The following is a 15,468-nucleotide window of genomic DNA, read 5'->3' on the forward strand; positions in this document are numbered from 1 at the left end:
GCGACCGGCGGGCGCGTCGCGCCGCGGCTTCTGCGCCCGCCGCCGGGAGCTCAGCTCGACAGGGCGGCGAGCACGCCGAGATAGGCCAGCATCGCGGCCGAGATCGACAGGCCCATAGGAAAGCGCGCGCCCTTGCGCAGGGAGCGCCACTCGGTCTCGCGTCCGCGCAGGGCGAGGCGAGCCAGGTGGATCGCGCCCAGGCCCAGCGCCAGCGCCAGCGCCAGAAGCTGCAGCACCGTGCCCGCATGGTGCAGCGGCACGTAGAGCGCGCAGGCCGCCAGCATCTTCACGTCGCCGCCCCCCATGCGGCCGAAGGTGAAGAAGGCGAAGCCCACGACCAGCACCAGCAGCCCGCCCGCCACGCGCCAGGCGATCTCCTCGGGCGGCAGGATCGCGAGGCCCAGCGCCAGGAAGATCGCCACCAGGCCGCCGTTGAGCCAGTTGGGAATCCGCATTCGCCGCAGGTCCCAGACCGCGGCCGCGACCAGAAGCGGCGCGGCGCACAGCACCGTGGTCCACGCTGCCTCGGCCCGCGTCAGCTCGAGCAATGCCATCCTCCCCCTCTTCCTGCCTTCGTCCGGGGGGACGACGGCCTCAAAGCGCGCGCAGGCGAGCCCCCACGGCCCCCGCGCGCGAAGTTACGCAACGGTACCGCGGCTCATGAACCGCGCAAGGCCGACAGTTTCTCCGCCGCCGGCTCGTAGAAGGCGGGATGGGTGTCGAGCGATTGCTGGAGCAGCGACTCGGCCATCTCCCGGTCGCCCTGGCGCAGGGCTATGACGCCCAGGTTGTGCAGCAGCACCGCCTTCTCCTGGTCGGTCAGCGTCGTCACCGGCAGGCGATAGCGCCGCTGCAGCCCGTTGGCGATCGCCAGGTTGTTCTTGGCCGAGAACATCGAGGGGTCGTAGATCAGCGCCTGCTCGAACATCCGCTCGGCCTCGGCGAACTCGCCGCGGGCCATCTTCGAGACGCCCCAGTTGTTGAGCACCGCCGCCGGCTGGGGCGAGAGGGCGCGCGCCCGCTCCCAGGCCGCGTCGGCGGCGGCCCAGTCCTGGCGGTGGTCGGCCATCAGCGCGGTCAGCATGGTGCGACGGTCCGACTGATAGTCGGCGGGGACCTTCTGGGCCTCGATCTCCGCCTCGTCCCACAGGTCCAGCCGCGCCAGCGTCAGCGCGTATTCGACATGGTCGCGCGGCGCCGCCTGCCCGGTCTCGACCAGGTCGCGGAACACGGTGCGCGCCTCGGCGTAGCGGCCGGCCTTGGCGAGGCTGCGCGCCAGGCCGCGGCGCAGGCTGGGGCTGTCGGGGTCCGAGGTCAGCGCGTCGCGGAAATAGGCCACCGCCTCGTCGGCGCCGGCGACGGTCAGCATGATCTCGTTGATCGAGGCCTCGTCGAGCGGATTGCGGTTGTCGCGGCGCTCGGCGTCGCCGTCGACATCGGTGCGGGGCAGATCGCCGGTGCAGCCGGCGAGCAGCGGCGCGCCCAGCAGCAGCGTCGCGAGGGCGAGGCGGCGGAGGATGGGTCTCACGCTTCGGTCTCCGGTCGGGGAACGGGGGGGCGGACCGCCACGGGCGCCGGGGCGCCGGGCGGCGTCGCGGCCGGGGTCTGGATCCCGCTCGCGGGCGGGACCGCGGCGGCGGGGAAGGCGGCGGGGGGGAAGACGGCGGGGGGGACAACGGCGGGAAGCGGCTCGGGGGTCGGGGCCAGCGGCGCCCCGCGGGCCCGGGCGACCATCGCGAGGTTGCGCGACACCTCGGTCGAGGGCGCAAGGCCCTGGCGCGACATCAGATCGGCCGCGGCGCGGAACTGGCCCTCGGCCGCATCGAGCCGGCCGATGTCGAACAGCACGGTCCCGAGGTTGTTGCGCGCCGCGGGGCTGTCGGGCCAGGCCTCGGCGGTGCGGGTCAGCACCTCGAGCGCGGGGCCGCGGCGGCCGAGCGCGCGGTAGGCGGCGCCCAGACCCAGCATCGTGCCCAGCGTCGGCCCCTCCTCGATCAGGGCCTGGCGGAAGGCGCGGGAGGCGGGCTCGGCCCGGCCCGAGTCGAGCAGCGCCCAGCCCCGGCGCGAGGCCGGACCGGGGCCGCGGGCGGCGGCGGCGTTCGCCTCGGCGCGCGCCACGCCCTCGAGCGCAACGGCGACCTTCGTCGCCGGCGCGGGAACTGGCTGGCCGAGGTCGGGCCCCTCGTCCTCGTCATCGCCGCCGCCGAACAGCCTGGCGAAGAACCCGCCGGCCTCGGCCGGCGCCGCCTCGGGCGGGGAAGCCTCGGCGGGGACGGCCGGAGAGGCCGGCGCCGGAGCCGCGCCTGGCGGGGCGGCCGAAGGGGCAGCCGACGAGGCCGCCGACGGGGGGGCGGGCGCCGGGACGACGCGCGCGCCGCCTGAGGGCGACGGCGCGGGGGCGAACAGCGCGGCGGCGGTGGCCCGCGCCTCGGGCGTGGTCGGGCCGCGGACCGCGGGGCGATCCGCGCTCGGCGCGGCTGCGGCGAGGGGCTGCGGGGCGCTCGGCGGCGATGCCGCGATCGCCTGGGTCGGCGGGGCGCCTGGCGGCGACGCGGTGACTGTCCGGGCTGGGGCGGACGCTGCGGCCGGGGGCGGGGCCGGGCTCGCCGAGGGCGCGGGGGGCGCGGTCGCGACCCTCGACGGCGTGGATTGCGGAGCGGACGGCCGCGCGCCCGGGGTGGGCGAGGCGAGGCCCATGCGGGCGGTCCAGTCGGTGAGGCTGGCTCCGGGGGCGGGACGCGGGGCGTCGGGGAAGGCGCCCGCGGCCGACGCGCCGGGGGCGGCCTCCGTCTGCGGCCCGCCGCTCCCCGCACAGCCGGCGGCCAGCGCGAGAAGGCCAAGCGCGAGCCCCGCCGCCGCGCGGCGAGGCGCGGGCGGGCCCTGCGCGGGGGACCGGCCCGAGGGCGCCCGGGGCGCGGAGGAGCGGGGCGGTCCGGTCACTGATCGCCGGACAGGAACTTGGCGATGTCCGCCAGCGAGGGGCCGATCAGGATGATCATCAGCGGCGGAACGGTGAAGAACATCGTGCCCAGCGTCAGCTTGGTGGGCAGCTTGTTGGCCTTCTCCTCGGCCCGCATCACCCGCTTGTCGCGCATCTCCGAGGCGTAGACCCGCAGCGCCTCGGCGATCGAGGTGCCGAACTGCGAGCTCTGGATCAGCACCGTCACGAAACTGGAGATGTCCGAGACGCCGGCCCGGTTGCCGAAGTCGCGCAGGACCTGGGCGCGCTCCTTGCCCGCGCGCATCTCGACCGAGACGATCTCGAACTCCTCGGCGAGCGCGGGGTGGGCGTGCTGCATCTCGGTCGAGACGCGCATCAGCGCCTGGTCCAGCGACTGCCCCGCCTCGACGCAGACCAGCATCATGTCGAGCGCGTCGGGAAAGCCGTTGCCGATCTCGTCCTGCCGCGCCGCGCGCCGCCGCGTGACCCAGTAGGAGGGCAGCGCATAGCCCGCCGCCACCCCCCCGATCACGGAATAGGACAGCACGTCGACCTCGGTCCCGCGCAGCAGCGCGAAGGCCAGCGCGCCGATGCCGATCAGCGCGGCGCCCAGCACGCGGGCCACGAAGAACGCCTGCACCGCGGTGCGCGAGCGATAGCCCGCCTGCATCAGCTTCTCGCGCGCGCCCTGGATCTTCTCCTGGTCCTTGGGCTGGAACAGGGGGGCGAGGGTCGCAAGGCGCCCGGGCTTGGCGCTGTCGGCGCGCAGGCCCTCGCTCTCCGGCCGGCGGCGCACGGCGCCGTTGGCGGTGGCCGAGCGGCTGGCGGCGGCCAGACGCATCGCCTCCCGCTCGCGCTCCAGCTTCTCGAGCGGGTCGTTGCGGCGGAACATCAGCATCGGTGCGGCCGCGACGATCAGGATCAGGCCGAGACCGCCCATGACCCAGACGGGCCCCATGGGACCGAAGGCCGCCGTCAGCGCTTCGAAGATCCGGTTCACCTGCTGCTCGTCTCGCTGCTGCGCGGCGCGCGTCGTCGCGCCCGTTCCCGTGCCGGCGCGGTTCGCCACGCCCTGTTTCGTTGGTGTCCGCCGCCGCCGCACCCGCCTGCGCGGACGCCGCGCGCCGGGGTCAGACCTTGATGTTCACCATCATGCGCATGAACACGATGTTGATCGCAAGCATCACCCCCACCGCGATGGTCGCGGGCACGAAGAAGGGACTGTCCACCACCCCGTCATAGTAGTCCGGCCGGATCAGCTGCACCGCGACCAGCGCGAGCACCGGGAAGGCCGAGAGGAACCAGCCCGACCAGCGGCTTTCGGCGGTGATCGCGTTCACCCTGCGGAACAGCTTGAAGCGGGAGCGGACCACCGCGGCGAGCCCCGCCAGGATCTCGGCCAGGTTGCCGCCCGACTGGCTCTGAATCGCGACCGCCATGGCCAGGAACCGCAGGTCGGGCACCGCGATCCGCTCGGCCATCCGGTCGAGGCTTTCGTTGACGTCGAGCCCGTAGATCGCCTCGTCGGCGATGATCCCGAATTCGGTCCCGATCGGGTCTGGCATCTCCTGGGCCACGATCGACACGGCCGAGGAGAACGGGTGCCCGATGCGCAGGGCGCGGACCATCAGCTCGATCGCGTCGGGGAGCTGCTCCTCGAAGCGGGCGAGGCGCTTCTTGGCGCGGCCGTTGACCCAGAAGAACATCACCCCGAAGGCCATCGCGAGGCCCACGGGCGCCGAGATCAGCGGGCCGAGGGTGGTGAACACGCTCAGCGCCGCGAACACCGCCGTTGCGGCAAGTCCGGTCAGCAGCATGATGGTGCGCGGCGACCAGGGGATGTTGGCCTGGGCGGCCTTCTCGAAGATGCCCGCCAGCAGCGGCGTGCCGGAGGCCGAGACGTGACGCTCCCGCTCCTTGCGCAACTGGGAGAGAACCTCGAGCGGGTCTTCCCCCTTCTCGAGCATCATCAGGCGGCGGTTGACCTTGGAGTTGCGGCGCGCCGAGCGGCCGAACGCCAGCAGGTAAAGCCCCTCGACCGCGAGGAACACCCCCACGAAGATCAGTCCGAAGACCAGCGGCGCGACGCCCATGGCTCAGCCCAGCTTGCGGTTGGGGGCGTAGATCTCGGCGGGGAGATCGTAGCCCCAGGTGGAGAACCGCTCCGCGAAGTGGGAGCGGATGCCGGTCGCCTCGAAGTGCCCCAGCACGGTGCCGTCGGCGTCGAGGCCGGTGCGCTTGAAGCGGAACACCTCGTGCATGGCCACGACCTCGCCCTCCATGCCGGTGATCTCGGCGATATGGGTCATCCGGCGCGAGCCGTCGGACAGACGCGAGACCTGCACGATGACATGCACCGCCGAGGCGATCTGGCTGCGGGTCGCCTTCAGCGGGATGTCGATGCCCGACATCAGCATCATGTTCTCGATGCGGCCGATGGCGTCGCGGGGGCTGTTGGCGTGAACCGTGGTCATCGAGCCGTCGTGGCCGGTGTTCATCGCCTGGAGCATGTCGAGCACCTCGTCGCCGCGGGTCTCGCCGACGATGATCCGGTCGGGGCGCATGCGCAGCGCGTTCTTGAGCAGGATGCGCTGGGAGACCTCGCCCTTGCCCTCGACGTTGGCCGGCCGGCTTTCCATCCGGGCGATGTGGGTCTGCTGGAGCTGAAGCTCGGCGGTGTCCTCGATCGTGGCGATGCGCTCGTCATTGGCGATGAAGGAGCTGAGCGCGTTGAGCGTAGTGGTCTTGCCCGAGCCGGTGGAGCCCGAGACGACGACGTTCAGCCGGGTGGCGACGACCGCCTGCAGATAGGCCGCCATCTCCTCGGTGAAGGCGCCGTAGGCGATCAGCCGGTCGATCGAGAGCGGCGACTTGGAGAATTTGCGGATCGACAGCAGCGGGCCGTCGACCGCGCAGGGCGGCACCACGGCGTTGACGCGGCTGCCGTCGGCGAGGCGCGCGTCGACCCAGGGCTGGCTCTCGTCGACGCGGCGGCCCACGGCCGAGACGATCTTGTCGATCACCCGCAGCAGATGCTTGTTGTCCTTGAACTCCACGCCCGAGAGGACGAGCTTGCCGCGACGCTCGATGAACACCTGGCGGGCGCCGTTGACCAGGATGTCCGAAACGCTGTCGTCCTTGAGCAGCGGCTCGAGCGGGCCGAGACCGGTGACCTCGTCGATCAGCTCCTGGGTCAGCAGCTCGGCCTCGGCGGCGTTGAGCACCATGCCCATGTCGCGCAGCCCCTCGCGGGCGATCGAGGCGACCTCGCGGCGCAGCTCGGCCTCGGGGACCTTGTCGATGATCGAGAGGTTGAGCGTGTCGAGCAGCCGGCGGTGAAGGTCGACCTTCACCTGCATCAGGCGCTGGCGACGCTTGATCTCGCGGTTCTCGGCGGCGGCGGCCTCGGCGGCGGCGGCGGCCTCCGCGGCCGCGGCGCGCTGGGCGGCGGCCTGGGCCGAGGCCGACATCTCGACGACCTTGGTCTCGGCCTCCTTCTGGTAGCGCTTGAACATGCGCCGATCTCCTTACGCGGCCCCCGGCGCCCGGCCCGGTGTCAGGCGGGCGCCGTGCGGGAGGCCTGGACCTCTTCGAGGACGGCGCGGGCGGTCTTGCGGATTTCCTTCCGCAGGGCGTTGCCCGAGGCGAACTCGGCCAGCGGCGAGCCATGATCGCAGGCCTGGATCACCGCCTTGCCCCCGTCCGGCAACAACACTCCATACTCGATTCCAAGCGTTTCCGCCATTTTCTTGACCCGCCCTCTTGCGCCGAAATCTCCGAAACCCGGCACCCGGTTCATCACGTAGTCGACCTTGTCGAAGGGCAGCTCCTCGGCCTGCAGCGCCCGCAGGAAGCGCAGCATGTTCTGGGCCGAGCGCATGTCGATCTCCATCACCGCCCAGAACCTCTGGGCGGAGGCGAGCGCGGTCTCGGTCCACTCGGTCAGCGTGCTGGGCATGTCGACGATCACCACGTCGAAGGCGTCGCGCGCAAAGCCCAGCAGCTTCTCGACGTCGGGGGGCGAGACGATGTTCAGCGGCAGCGCGTCGGCGGGCGCGGTCAGCACCGAGATGCGCTTGCCCCGATCCTCGAGCGCGGCGGCAAAGCCGTTGGGATCGGCGCGGTCGATGCCGGTCAGCAGCTCGAACACCGAATCCCGGCGCGGCATGTCGAGGTAGGTGGCGACCGAGCCGTACTGGAAGTCGAAATCGAGGATCGCGATCTTCAGGCCGGTCTTGCGCGCCTCGTTGGCGATCTCCCAGGCGAGGTTGACCGCGAAGGTGGTGGCGCCGACGCCCCCCGCCACGCCGTAGACCGGGTAGATCAGGCCGTTGCGCGCGACGCGGCTCTCGCCCTCCTGGCGCAGATCGCCGAGCTGGGCGAGGCTCTCGGCCAGGGCGCCGGCGGGCAGCGGCACCGGCAGGAAGTCCTCGGCGCCCGCGCGCATCATCCGGTGGACGGCCATCGGCGGCAGGTCCTGGACCAGCAGCACCATCATCGAGCCGCGCGCCCGGCCCAGCGAGATCAGCGAGACCAGCTCGTCGATGCGGCCGAGGTCGGTGGCGTCCACGGCCAGCAGCGCATAGGCGGGGGGCTCGGCGTCGAGCGCCTTGCGCAGGCCGCGCAGGGTGACCGCGGCCCAGCCGCCGTCGGGAAATTCGGCCTCGAGTTCGCGCCGCAGCCCGTCGAAGGCGTCGAGGTTCTCCGCCACGACCATCATGTCGGCCGCATCGCCGCCGCGTTTGAGGATCATTCCGTCGCGCCCCTTCCAGACGGCGGCGCCATGCCGCCTTCCGACGCGCTAGCGGACATGGACGCGGTCCGCAAGCCAACCCCGATCCGCGGCGCGCCGTCCGCAGGGGGGAGAACAGGTCCGCCGGGCGCGGACGGGGAGGGTCCGGGAGAGCCGGACAGGAGACGCGCCGCCCTCAGCCGCCGCCGCTGGGCAGGGCGATCACCGCCTCGCTCTCGTCGGCGGTGTACTGGCTGTAGACGACGGCGGCGCGCTTGCCGTCGAAGGCGCGGCGCTTCCAGCCCAGGCCATAGCCCTCGACCACCGTCACCGCGCGGCGGTTGAGACGCTCGCGGTCCTGGGTGGGGACCACCGGCTCGCTTTCGCCGCGGGTCGCGACCAGCAGCAGGCGGTCCTCGCCCACGCCCATGCCGGTCAGGGCGCGGGCGGCGGCGGCGGCGCGGCGCAGGCCGATCCGCTGGTTGTAGGCGTTGGCGCCGACAAGGTCGGCGTGGCCGTAGATCGCCACCAGCGCCGAAGGGTTCGCGACCAACCACTCGGCCTGGCCCTGCAGGGCGACGAGGGCCGCGGGCTCGAGGACGTCGCTGTCGAAGGCGAAGGTGATCGTCGGCTCGGCCGCGGCGGCGAACTGCGCCGCCATCAGGCGCAGCCGCTCGGGATCGACGATGCCGCGCATCGCCAGGATGTTCTCGCGGTTGGCATAGCCGTGCTGGTCGGGATTGGGCAGCCCGCCCGCCGGCGTGTTGCATGCCGCGAGCAGCAGCGCCGCGGCGAGCGCCGCCAGCGCCCCCCCTCGCCCTGCCCGCTCATTCGAGGACATAGCCGAACTCCCCCTCGAAGTTGCGCGAGCCGACGGAGCGGGCGATGGGGTCGCGCTCGGCCTCGAGCTTGCCCAGCAGGAACAGCTCCCGCTCGGAGGGCACGCGCAGGCGGTCGCCGGGCAGCTGCACCACGTCGTCCTTGACCGGATCGACCAGATAGGCCGTGACCAGGATCACCAGCTCGGTCTGCCGACGCTGGAAGCCCGACGAGCGGAACAGCGCCCCCAGGACCGGCACGTCGCCCACCCAGGGGATCTGGCTGGCGTTGTCGCGGAAGTCGTCCTGCAGAAGGCCCGCGATGGCGAAGCTGTCGCCGTCCTTCAGCTCGATGGTGGTGCGGGCGCGCCGGGTGGAGAAGCCGTTGAACTGGATGCCCTGGTTCTCGATCACGATCGAGGCGTCGATGGCCGAGCTTTCCGCCTCGAGCTCGAGGTTGATCAGGTCGCCGTCGACCACCGTGGGCGTGAAGCCCAGCGAGATGCCGAAGGGCCGGTATTCCACCGCAATGTTGCCGTCGTCGCCGCCGTAGACGGGGATCGGATATTCGCCGCCGGCCAGAAAGTTGGCGGTGTCGCCCGACAGCGCCACCAGGTTCGGCTCGGCGAGCGTGCGGGCGTAGCCCTTGCTCTCGAGCGCGTCGACGGTCAGCGAGGCGAAGACCCCCCCGGCGCCGAAACTGACGCCCAGGATGCCCTCGGGGTTGCCGCCGGGCGTGTAGCCGGTGTCGGGGTCGCCGTCGATCTGGAAGCCGCCGTTGTTGTCGTTGACCAGGAAGTCGGCGTGCTCGCCGCCGATGGCCCAGTTGCCCGCGCCCACGCCGAAGGCCCAGTTGAAGCCCAGTTCCTTGGCCGCGTTGCGCTGCACCTCGGCGAAGCGCACCCGCAGCAGCACCTGCTGGGAGCCGCCCACCGTCAGCATGTTCGAGACCCGGCCCGGCGCATAGCGCTCGGCCAGCTCCAGCGCGCGCGAGAGGCGCACGGTCGAGGACACGTTGCCCGACAGAACGATGCCGTCCGCGGCCGAGCGCACCTGGATCCGCTCCTGCGGGAGGATGTCGGAGAGGCGCTCCTTGAACTCGGCGAGGTCGGGGCCGACGGAGACCGAGATGTTGGTGATCAGCCGCCCGTTGGGCCCCAGCAGGGTCAGTGTGGTGCGCCCGGCCATCTTGCCCAGGATGTAGACCGAACGGTTGGACAGCGCGGCGACGTCGGCGATGGCGGGGTTGGCGACCGAGACCTCGGCGAAGGCCTCGGCGGATTCGATGACGATGGCGCGGTTGACCGCGACGCTGAGGTCCGGCGAGGCGGCGCCCTCGAGCACCCGGATCACCGGCGCGCCCTGGGCCCGCGCGACGCCCGGCGCCTGCAGGAGGGCGCCGGCCATGGCGGTCGCGACCAGCATCGCCCCGGCGGCCCGCGCGAGGTCGCGCAGACGCCTGGCCTGGCGTCGCCGGATCATGCCGCTGCTCCCCTCACTGTCGATACCCCGCTTTAAGAGTCAGGCGCAAACCTCGGGAATAAAGCTCTTTTCGAATTCGACCTTCAAGATACTTCGGGGCGGCCGGAAACAGGATTGCGGGCGGCGCGCGCAAACTGTGGCCAAATGGCGACGCTGAGGAGCCTCGCCGGACGGATCGTCGCCGAGGGGCGCGGCGCCGGAAGCGAGGGACAGACGAGCGCGCCGCGCCCCTTTCGGGACGCGGCGCGGGACGGCGCGGGAACGGGCTGCGCCGCGGGACGGGACCCCGCGGCGCTCGCGCTTCAGTGCATGGTCTTGACCTCGACCTGGCTGCCGCGGCGAACGATGACGCGCACTTCGGGCTCGGGCTCGGGGGCCGCCTCGACAGGCTCCGGCTCGGAGGCCGGGGCCTCCTCGACCACGCCGAGCAGGGCGTTGCGGTCGAGCACGCCGGCGTCGTTCACCGCCTCGCCGCCAAAGCCGCGCAGCGACAGCGACAGGCTGCCCACCGAGGAGGCCAGCGTCAGCGCCTGCACCTGCTCGGGCGTGCCCTGCACGGTGACGGTCTTGGCGATCTTGGCCTCGATCCGGTCGGGATCGGTGTCCTGGTCGACGGCCACGATCTCGATGTTCTGGATCAGCACGCGGGCGGTCGGACCGGCGCGGTCCTTGGTGGTCAGGATGATGTCCACCCGGCTGCCCGGCAGCAGGAAGCCGCCCACGGCCGAGGCCGCGTCGACCGGCAGGGTGTAGGCGCGCATCCCCGGCTCGATCAGCGTGGCGACCGTGGCGCGCTGCCCGAAGCCGGTGATCTTGGATTTCAGGATCAGCTCGCTGGGCTCCATACGGCGCAGCACGGTGCGCGGCTTCACGTCCTCGCCCTCGCCGAACAGCTCGGTGGGGGAGGTGAAGGCGTTCTCGGGCACGGCGTCGGCCGGGAAGCGCACCACGCGCACATCGGCCTTGGTCAGCGGCTGACCGAATTTCAGGTCCTTGTTCGCCACCGCGACGGGCACGGTCGCGACGGGATCGCCGGCGCGCGCCTCGGCGGCCTGCACCTTGGCGAAGACATACCAGGCGGCGCCTCCGGCGAGCGCCAGCCCTGCGACGAAGATGAATACGGCGAGCGATCTCATGGCGGCGGCCTCGCTGCGGTCAGGATTGCGTCCGGGTCTGGAATGGCGCGAGCCGCCCACGGTCGTTCGACCGGGAGCGGCTCAGCCGATCAACTGATGTCCGAGGCTTCCCGCGGGGTCCGCGTCGCGTCTGGCGCGACGCGGACCTGGCCGCGGAAGCCGTGCGGCTCAGATCAGGATCACTCGGTCACCCACTGACCGGAGACCTCGCCGGCGCCCACGGACAGCTCGGCGTCGATCGAGGTCATCAGCGCGTCGACACCGCCCGACAGGGTGGTGATGGCGCCGATCGAGAGGATCACGACGGCGGCGGTCAGCACGACCCAGTCGACGGTCACGGCGCCGGACTCGTCGGAGATCACGCGGCGGGCTTTGGTGAAGATGTTCATGTCAGGCTTCCTTCTGCAACACGGGATCCGGCTCATGCCTGGAAGGATCCCTCATCGCCCACTCGGGCGAACACTTACTAAACCCCGGACCGGGGCACGGAACTGCGCCCCACGCGGGGCGGTCTGGTTCGCGGCTTCGGATAACCTCTGCTGCGGTGCTCATATACATGAACGTCTCGGATCTGGAAATCAACCCGATTCGTCGGGGCTGGATCAGGAAATGCGCGCGTGTTTAAGTTGATCAATCATGAACGACCCTCTGGAAACTCGCCCCGAAGCGCAGATCGATGGGGGCGGGGTCCGAATGCAGGGGGCGCCTGAGCGGCGGGCCCGCCGCGGCTCACGCGGCAGAAGTCAGGTCCAGGCGTCGTCGGGTCCAGGTGTCGTCAGGTCCAGGAGTCCTCGACCGCAACGGCGCCGTCGTTGATCAGCTGCGTCACCGCATCGAGAAGCGCCTGCAGGCCGTCGCTGAAGGCGGTGCCGAAGCTTATGGTCAGCATGATGACGCTCGCGGACAGGATCACGAAATCCGCCGTCACCGCGCCATCCTCGCGTGCCACGAGGCGGGAGATATGCTTGTACTCGAGCAAGGTTACGCACCGTTTCTCTGGACTGGCCCCTTGTTACACCATCTCGCAGCTTTCAGCCACATGAACCTAGGGCGCCCCGAGGGCTCGCGCATGGGGCGACCTGTGGTCGCGTCGGCCGGCCCGGCGCCCCGGGGCGGGCGGCTGCGGGGCCTTCTGGCGGCGGGTCTGGCGGTGGTTGCGCTGGCCGGTCCGACGCAGGCGCAGCTCGGCCTGTCGCGTCTGCCGGCCGGTGAGGTCGGGTTTCGCAGCGTGACCCCGCCCGCCCCCGGGACCCGGAAGCGGATTGTCTTTCACGATCAGCCTGTTGCGCCGGCCGTCAAGGCCGCGGCGCAGGGGTTCTGGTCCCGGCCGGAGGCGCGGCCGGAGGTGACGCTAGGGCGTCCCGTCGCGCCGGCGCTGAAAGCCGCCGCGGCCTGGGGCGACGCCGGCGGGCGCAGGGCCGCGTCAGACCGCGCCACGGCCCGCCGGATCATGGCGGCCCACGGCCCGGCGATGCTGGGCGCGGCGCAGAGCTCGGGCCTGTCGCTGAACCTGCTGCTGGCGGTGGCGATCGCGGAATCGGGCGGTGATTCGCGCGCGGTCAGCCCCAAGGGAGCCCGCGGACTGATGCAGCTGATGCCCGCCACCGCCGCGGAACTGGGCGTGGGAGACGCGTTCTCGCCCGCGCAGGCGGCCCCGGGCGCGGCCCGGCACCTCGAGGCGCTGCTGCGCCGCTTCGACGAGGATCCGCTGGCGGCCCTGGCGGCCTACAACGCCGGCGCGGGCGCGGTGGCGAGTCGCGGCGGCGTGCCCCCCTGGGCCGAGACCCGCGCCTATGTCCCCCGGGTGCTCGCCGCCGCCGCGGCGGTGCAGGAGCTGTGCCTGACCCCGCCCGCAAGCTTCCGCGAGCCCTGCGCCCCCTCGGCCGGGCTGCACCGCCCGGCAGCGGCCGCGCCCGCCCCTGCCCGTTCGGCCGCGCGGGGCGCCCGACCGGGCTGGGTCGCCGCGCCGCGCTGATCCCGCCGGCCGGGGAAGCCCCCCGAAATGCAACAGCGCCCCCGCGGCGAGGGAGCCCTGCGATGTCGGTTCAAGCCGGCGGCACGGCGGTCAGTCGACCAGCGTCGCCTCGGTCTTGGCGCGGATCTCGTCCATCTCGACGCCCTCGGCGAGCTCGACGACCTTCAGCCCGCCCTCGACCACGTCGAAGACGCCCAGGTTGGTGATGATCCGGTCCACCACGCCCGTGCCGGTCAGCGGCAGGGTGCATTCCTTGAGCAGCTTCGATTCGCCGGCCTTGTTGGCGTGATCCATGATCACCACCACCCGCTCGACGCCCGCCACCAGGTCCATGGCGCCGCCCATGCCCTTCACCAGCTTGCCCGGGATCATCCAGTTGGCGAGATCCCCGTTCTCGGCCACCTCCATCGCGCCCAGGATCGCCATGGCGATCTTGCCGCCGCGGATCATCGCGAAGCTGGTCGAGCTGTCGAAATAGGCGGTGTGGGGCAGCGCCGTCACCGTCTGCTTGCCGGCGTTGATCAGGTCGGCGTCGACCTCGTTCTCGGTCGGGAACGGGCCGATGCCGAGCATCCCGTTCTCGGACTGCAAGGTCACGTCCACCCCCTCGGGGATGAAGTTGGCCACCAGCGTCGGGATGCCGATCCCGAGGTTCACGTACATGCCGTCCTCGAGCTCCTGCGCGGCTCGTGCGGCCATCTGGTCACGGTCCCAGGGCATTGTCGTCTCCTTCGCGCGCGGCCGCGGGGGCCGGCGTCCTCAAAGATGTCAGCGCACGCCGCGCATGGCGATGCGTTTTCCCTTGCGGTACTGGCCGGCCGAATCCGGGATCGGCTGCGGCGGCTCGACGAACGCGGGGGTCCAGCCGAACTCCGTGAGCCAGGCGGCGAGCGCGGGCTCGGAGGGGATCGAGGACAGCGCCTGCGGACGCTTGCCGTCCCAGATCTGGGCGGGGCCGCCGGTCTTTTCCCAGCGCAGCTGCACCATCGCCCGCTTCTTGCGCGGCAGGATCGCGGAATCGAGGATCACCGCGGAGGCGCCCAGCGCCGAGATGGCGGCGAACAGCTCGTACTGCCGGGCGGTGTGGTAGAGGAAACCCAGCACCATCACGGTGTCGATCGAGCCCGGCTCGATCTCGCCGATCCGCTCGAACATGTCGCCTTCCAGAAAGCGCCAGCGGCTCTCGTCGACCTGGTGGAAGCGCAGGTTCTCGCGCGCCGCCTCGGTGTGGTCGGCGCGGGCCTCGATGCCGGTGACATGGGCGGCGCCGGCCTCGAGCGCGGCATAGCTGAAGCGCCCGTCATGGCAGGCGAGGTCCAGCACCCGCTTGCCGGTCAGCAGGTCGGCGTTCGCCTCGATGATCAGGCGGTGGCGGAAATCGAGCCGCTGCAGGTCCGAGGCCACGTCCGAGGTCTCGGCGAAGCGGGGGTGGTTGGAGAAGAAGCCGGGCGGGGGCGGGGCCATCGGCGCGGCCTCGACCGGGCCGCGGCCCTTGCCGCCGCCCTGGCCCTTGCCGCCACCCTTGCCCCGGCCCTTGCCGCCCTGGCCCTGGCCCCGGCCCTTGCCGCCGCCGCCATTGCGCTTGCCGGCCCCGCGCCCCTTCGAGGGAACGGTCTCGGTCGCGTCGTTGTTGCGCCAACCCATGATCAGGCAGCCCTCGTCGTTCGTTTCTCGATGCGTTTCTCGAACCGGCCCTGCACCAGGCGGTGCACGAAGACGCCCGGCAGGTGGATCGCGTCGCCGTCGAGCTCGCCGGGTTCGACGATCTCCTCGACCTCGCAGACGCAGACCTTGCCGCACATGGCGGCGTCAGGATTGAAGTTCCGCGCGGTCTTGCGGAACACGAGGTTGCCGGTGGTGTCGGCCTTCCACGCCTTGACGATGGCGAGGTCGGCGACGATGGCGCGCTCAAGGATATAGGTCTGGCCGTCGAAGTCCTTGTGCTCCTTCCCCTCGGCGATGCGGGTGCCTACGCCGGTCTTGGTGTAGAAACCGGGGATGCCGCAGCCGCCGGCGCGCATGCGCTCGGCCAGCGTGCCCTGGGGATTGAACTCCAGCTCCAGCTCGTTCGAAAGATACTGGCGCATGAATTCGGCGTTCTCGCCCACATAGGACGAGATCATCTTCTTGACCTGCTTGGTCTGCAGCAGCACGCCCAGCCCGAAGTCGTCGACCCCGCAGTTGTTGGAGGCGATGGTCAGGTCCTTCGTGCCTGCGTCGCGGATCGCGGCGATCAGGTTCTCGGGGATGCCGGACAGGCCGAAGCCCCCGGCCGCGATGGTCATTCCGTCGAACAGGAGGCCGTCGAGCGCCTCCGCGGCGGAACCATAGACCTTCTTCATGAATCTCCTCCGGATCGCGCGGGGATGCCGGGGGATGAAAGG

The 15,468-nt window shown here is 71.8% G+C and carries 16 protein-coding genes; 1 reads left to right on the forward strand and 15 read right to left on the reverse strand.

The window, feature by feature from the left end; genetic code table 11:
- Window positions 1-50: 50 nt before the first annotated feature.
- From AAC134_RS03825 to AAC134_RS03880, 12 genes are all read right to left on the reverse strand, one after another.
- Window positions 51-554 (reverse strand): prepilin peptidase, encoded by a 504-nt coding sequence (locus tag AAC134_RS03825; RefSeq protein WP_339947732.1) that lies wholly within the window; start codon window positions 552-554, stop codon window positions 51-53.
- Between the two features lie 104 nt (window positions 555-658).
- Window positions 659-1,528: a tetratricopeptide repeat protein gene (locus tag AAC134_RS03830; RefSeq protein ID WP_339947733.1), complete on the reverse strand. Its 870-nt coding sequence runs from the start codon at window positions 1,526-1,528 to the stop codon at window positions 659-661.
- A complete protein-coding gene (locus AAC134_RS03835; protein ID WP_339947734.1) occupies window positions 1,525-2,118 on the reverse strand; it encodes a tetratricopeptide repeat protein in 594 nt (197 codons plus the stop codon). Before AAC134_RS03835 ends, AAC134_RS03830 begins: the two co-directional genes overlap by 4 nt.
- A gap of 818 nt (window positions 2,119-2,936) precedes the next feature.
- The gene (locus AAC134_RS03840) at window positions 2,937-3,899 is read right to left on the reverse strand and encodes a type II secretion system F family protein (protein WP_339947903.1); all 963 of its coding nucleotides are present in this window, start codon (window positions 3,897-3,899) and stop codon (window positions 2,937-2,939) included.
- 172 nt (window positions 3,900-4,071) lie between these two features.
- Window positions 4,072-5,034 carry a type II secretion system F family protein gene (locus AAC134_RS03845; protein ID WP_339947735.1) on the reverse strand — a complete coding sequence of 321 codons (963 nt, stop codon included), beginning with the start codon at window positions 5,032-5,034 and terminating at the stop codon, window positions 4,072-4,074.
- Window positions 5,035-5,037: 3 nt separating this feature from the next.
- On the reverse strand, window positions 5,038-6,456 hold the full coding sequence (locus AAC134_RS03850) for a CpaF family protein (RefSeq protein ID WP_339947736.1): 1,419 nt from the start codon (window positions 6,454-6,456) through the stop codon (window positions 5,038-5,040).
- A 41-nt stretch (window positions 6,457-6,497) separates the two neighbouring features.
- Window positions 6,498-7,694: an AAA family ATPase gene (locus AAC134_RS03855; protein WP_339947737.1), complete on the reverse strand. Its 1,197-nt coding sequence runs from the start codon at window positions 7,692-7,694 to the stop codon at window positions 6,498-6,500.
- 175 nt (window positions 7,695-7,869) lie between these two features.
- A complete protein-coding gene (locus AAC134_RS03860; protein ID WP_339947738.1) occupies window positions 7,870-8,514 on the reverse strand; it encodes an OmpA family protein in 645 nt (214 codons plus the stop codon).
- Window positions 8,501-9,973, reverse strand: coding sequence for a type II and III secretion system protein family protein (locus tag AAC134_RS03865; RefSeq protein ID WP_339947739.1), 1,473 nt, complete (start codon window positions 9,971-9,973; stop codon window positions 8,501-8,503). The genes AAC134_RS03860 and AAC134_RS03865 overlap by 14 nt, the downstream gene beginning before the upstream one ends.
- A 302-nt stretch (window positions 9,974-10,275) precedes the next feature.
- Window positions 10,276-11,109: a Flp pilus assembly protein CpaB gene (cpaB, locus tag AAC134_RS03870; protein WP_339947740.1), complete on the reverse strand. Its 834-nt coding sequence runs from the start codon at window positions 11,107-11,109 to the stop codon at window positions 10,276-10,278.
- Window positions 11,110-11,288: 179 nt separating this feature from the next.
- Window positions 11,289-11,498, reverse strand: coding sequence for a pilus assembly protein (locus AAC134_RS03875; RefSeq protein WP_339947741.1), 210 nt, complete (start codon window positions 11,496-11,498; stop codon window positions 11,289-11,291).
- A 386-nt stretch (window positions 11,499-11,884) separates the two neighbouring features.
- On the reverse strand, window positions 11,885-12,088 hold the full coding sequence (locus tag AAC134_RS03880; RefSeq protein WP_339947742.1) for a hypothetical protein: 204 nt from the start codon (window positions 12,086-12,088) through the stop codon (window positions 11,885-11,887).
- A gap of 366 nt (window positions 12,089-12,454) precedes the next feature.
- On the opposite strand from AAC134_RS03880, the gene AAC134_RS03885 reads away from it, so the two are divergent.
- Window positions 12,455-13,084 carry a lytic transglycosylase domain-containing protein gene (locus tag AAC134_RS03885; protein WP_339947743.1) on the forward strand — a complete coding sequence of 210 codons (630 nt, stop codon included), beginning with the start codon at window positions 12,455-12,457 and terminating at the stop codon, window positions 13,082-13,084.
- A 90-nt stretch (window positions 13,085-13,174) separates the two neighbouring features.
- On the opposite strand, the gene AAC134_RS03890 is transcribed toward AAC134_RS03885, so the two are convergent.
- Genes AAC134_RS03890 through AAC134_RS03900 form a run of 3 tightly spaced genes read right to left on the reverse strand, consistent with a single transcriptional unit; the run spans window position 13,175 to window position 15,426 of the window.
- Entirely contained in the window at window positions 13,175-13,804 is a 630-nt protein-coding gene (locus AAC134_RS03890; RefSeq protein ID WP_339947744.1) for a CoA transferase subunit B, read from the reverse strand.
- 48 nt (window positions 13,805-13,852) lie between these two features.
- Entirely contained in the window at window positions 13,853-14,728 is an 876-nt protein-coding gene (locus AAC134_RS03895) for a methyltransferase domain-containing protein (RefSeq protein ID WP_339947745.1), read from the reverse strand.
- Window positions 14,729-14,730: 2 nt separating this feature from the next.
- Window positions 14,731-15,426, reverse strand: a complete 696-nt coding sequence (locus AAC134_RS03900) for a CoA transferase subunit A (protein ID WP_339947746.1) — start codon at window positions 15,424-15,426, stop codon at window positions 14,731-14,733.
- Between the last annotated feature and the right edge of the window lie 42 nt (window positions 15,427-15,468).

The organism is uncultured Albimonas sp. (assembly GCF_963977235.1).
GTDB lineage: Bacteria > Pseudomonadota > Alphaproteobacteria > Rhodobacterales > Rhodobacteraceae > Albimonas.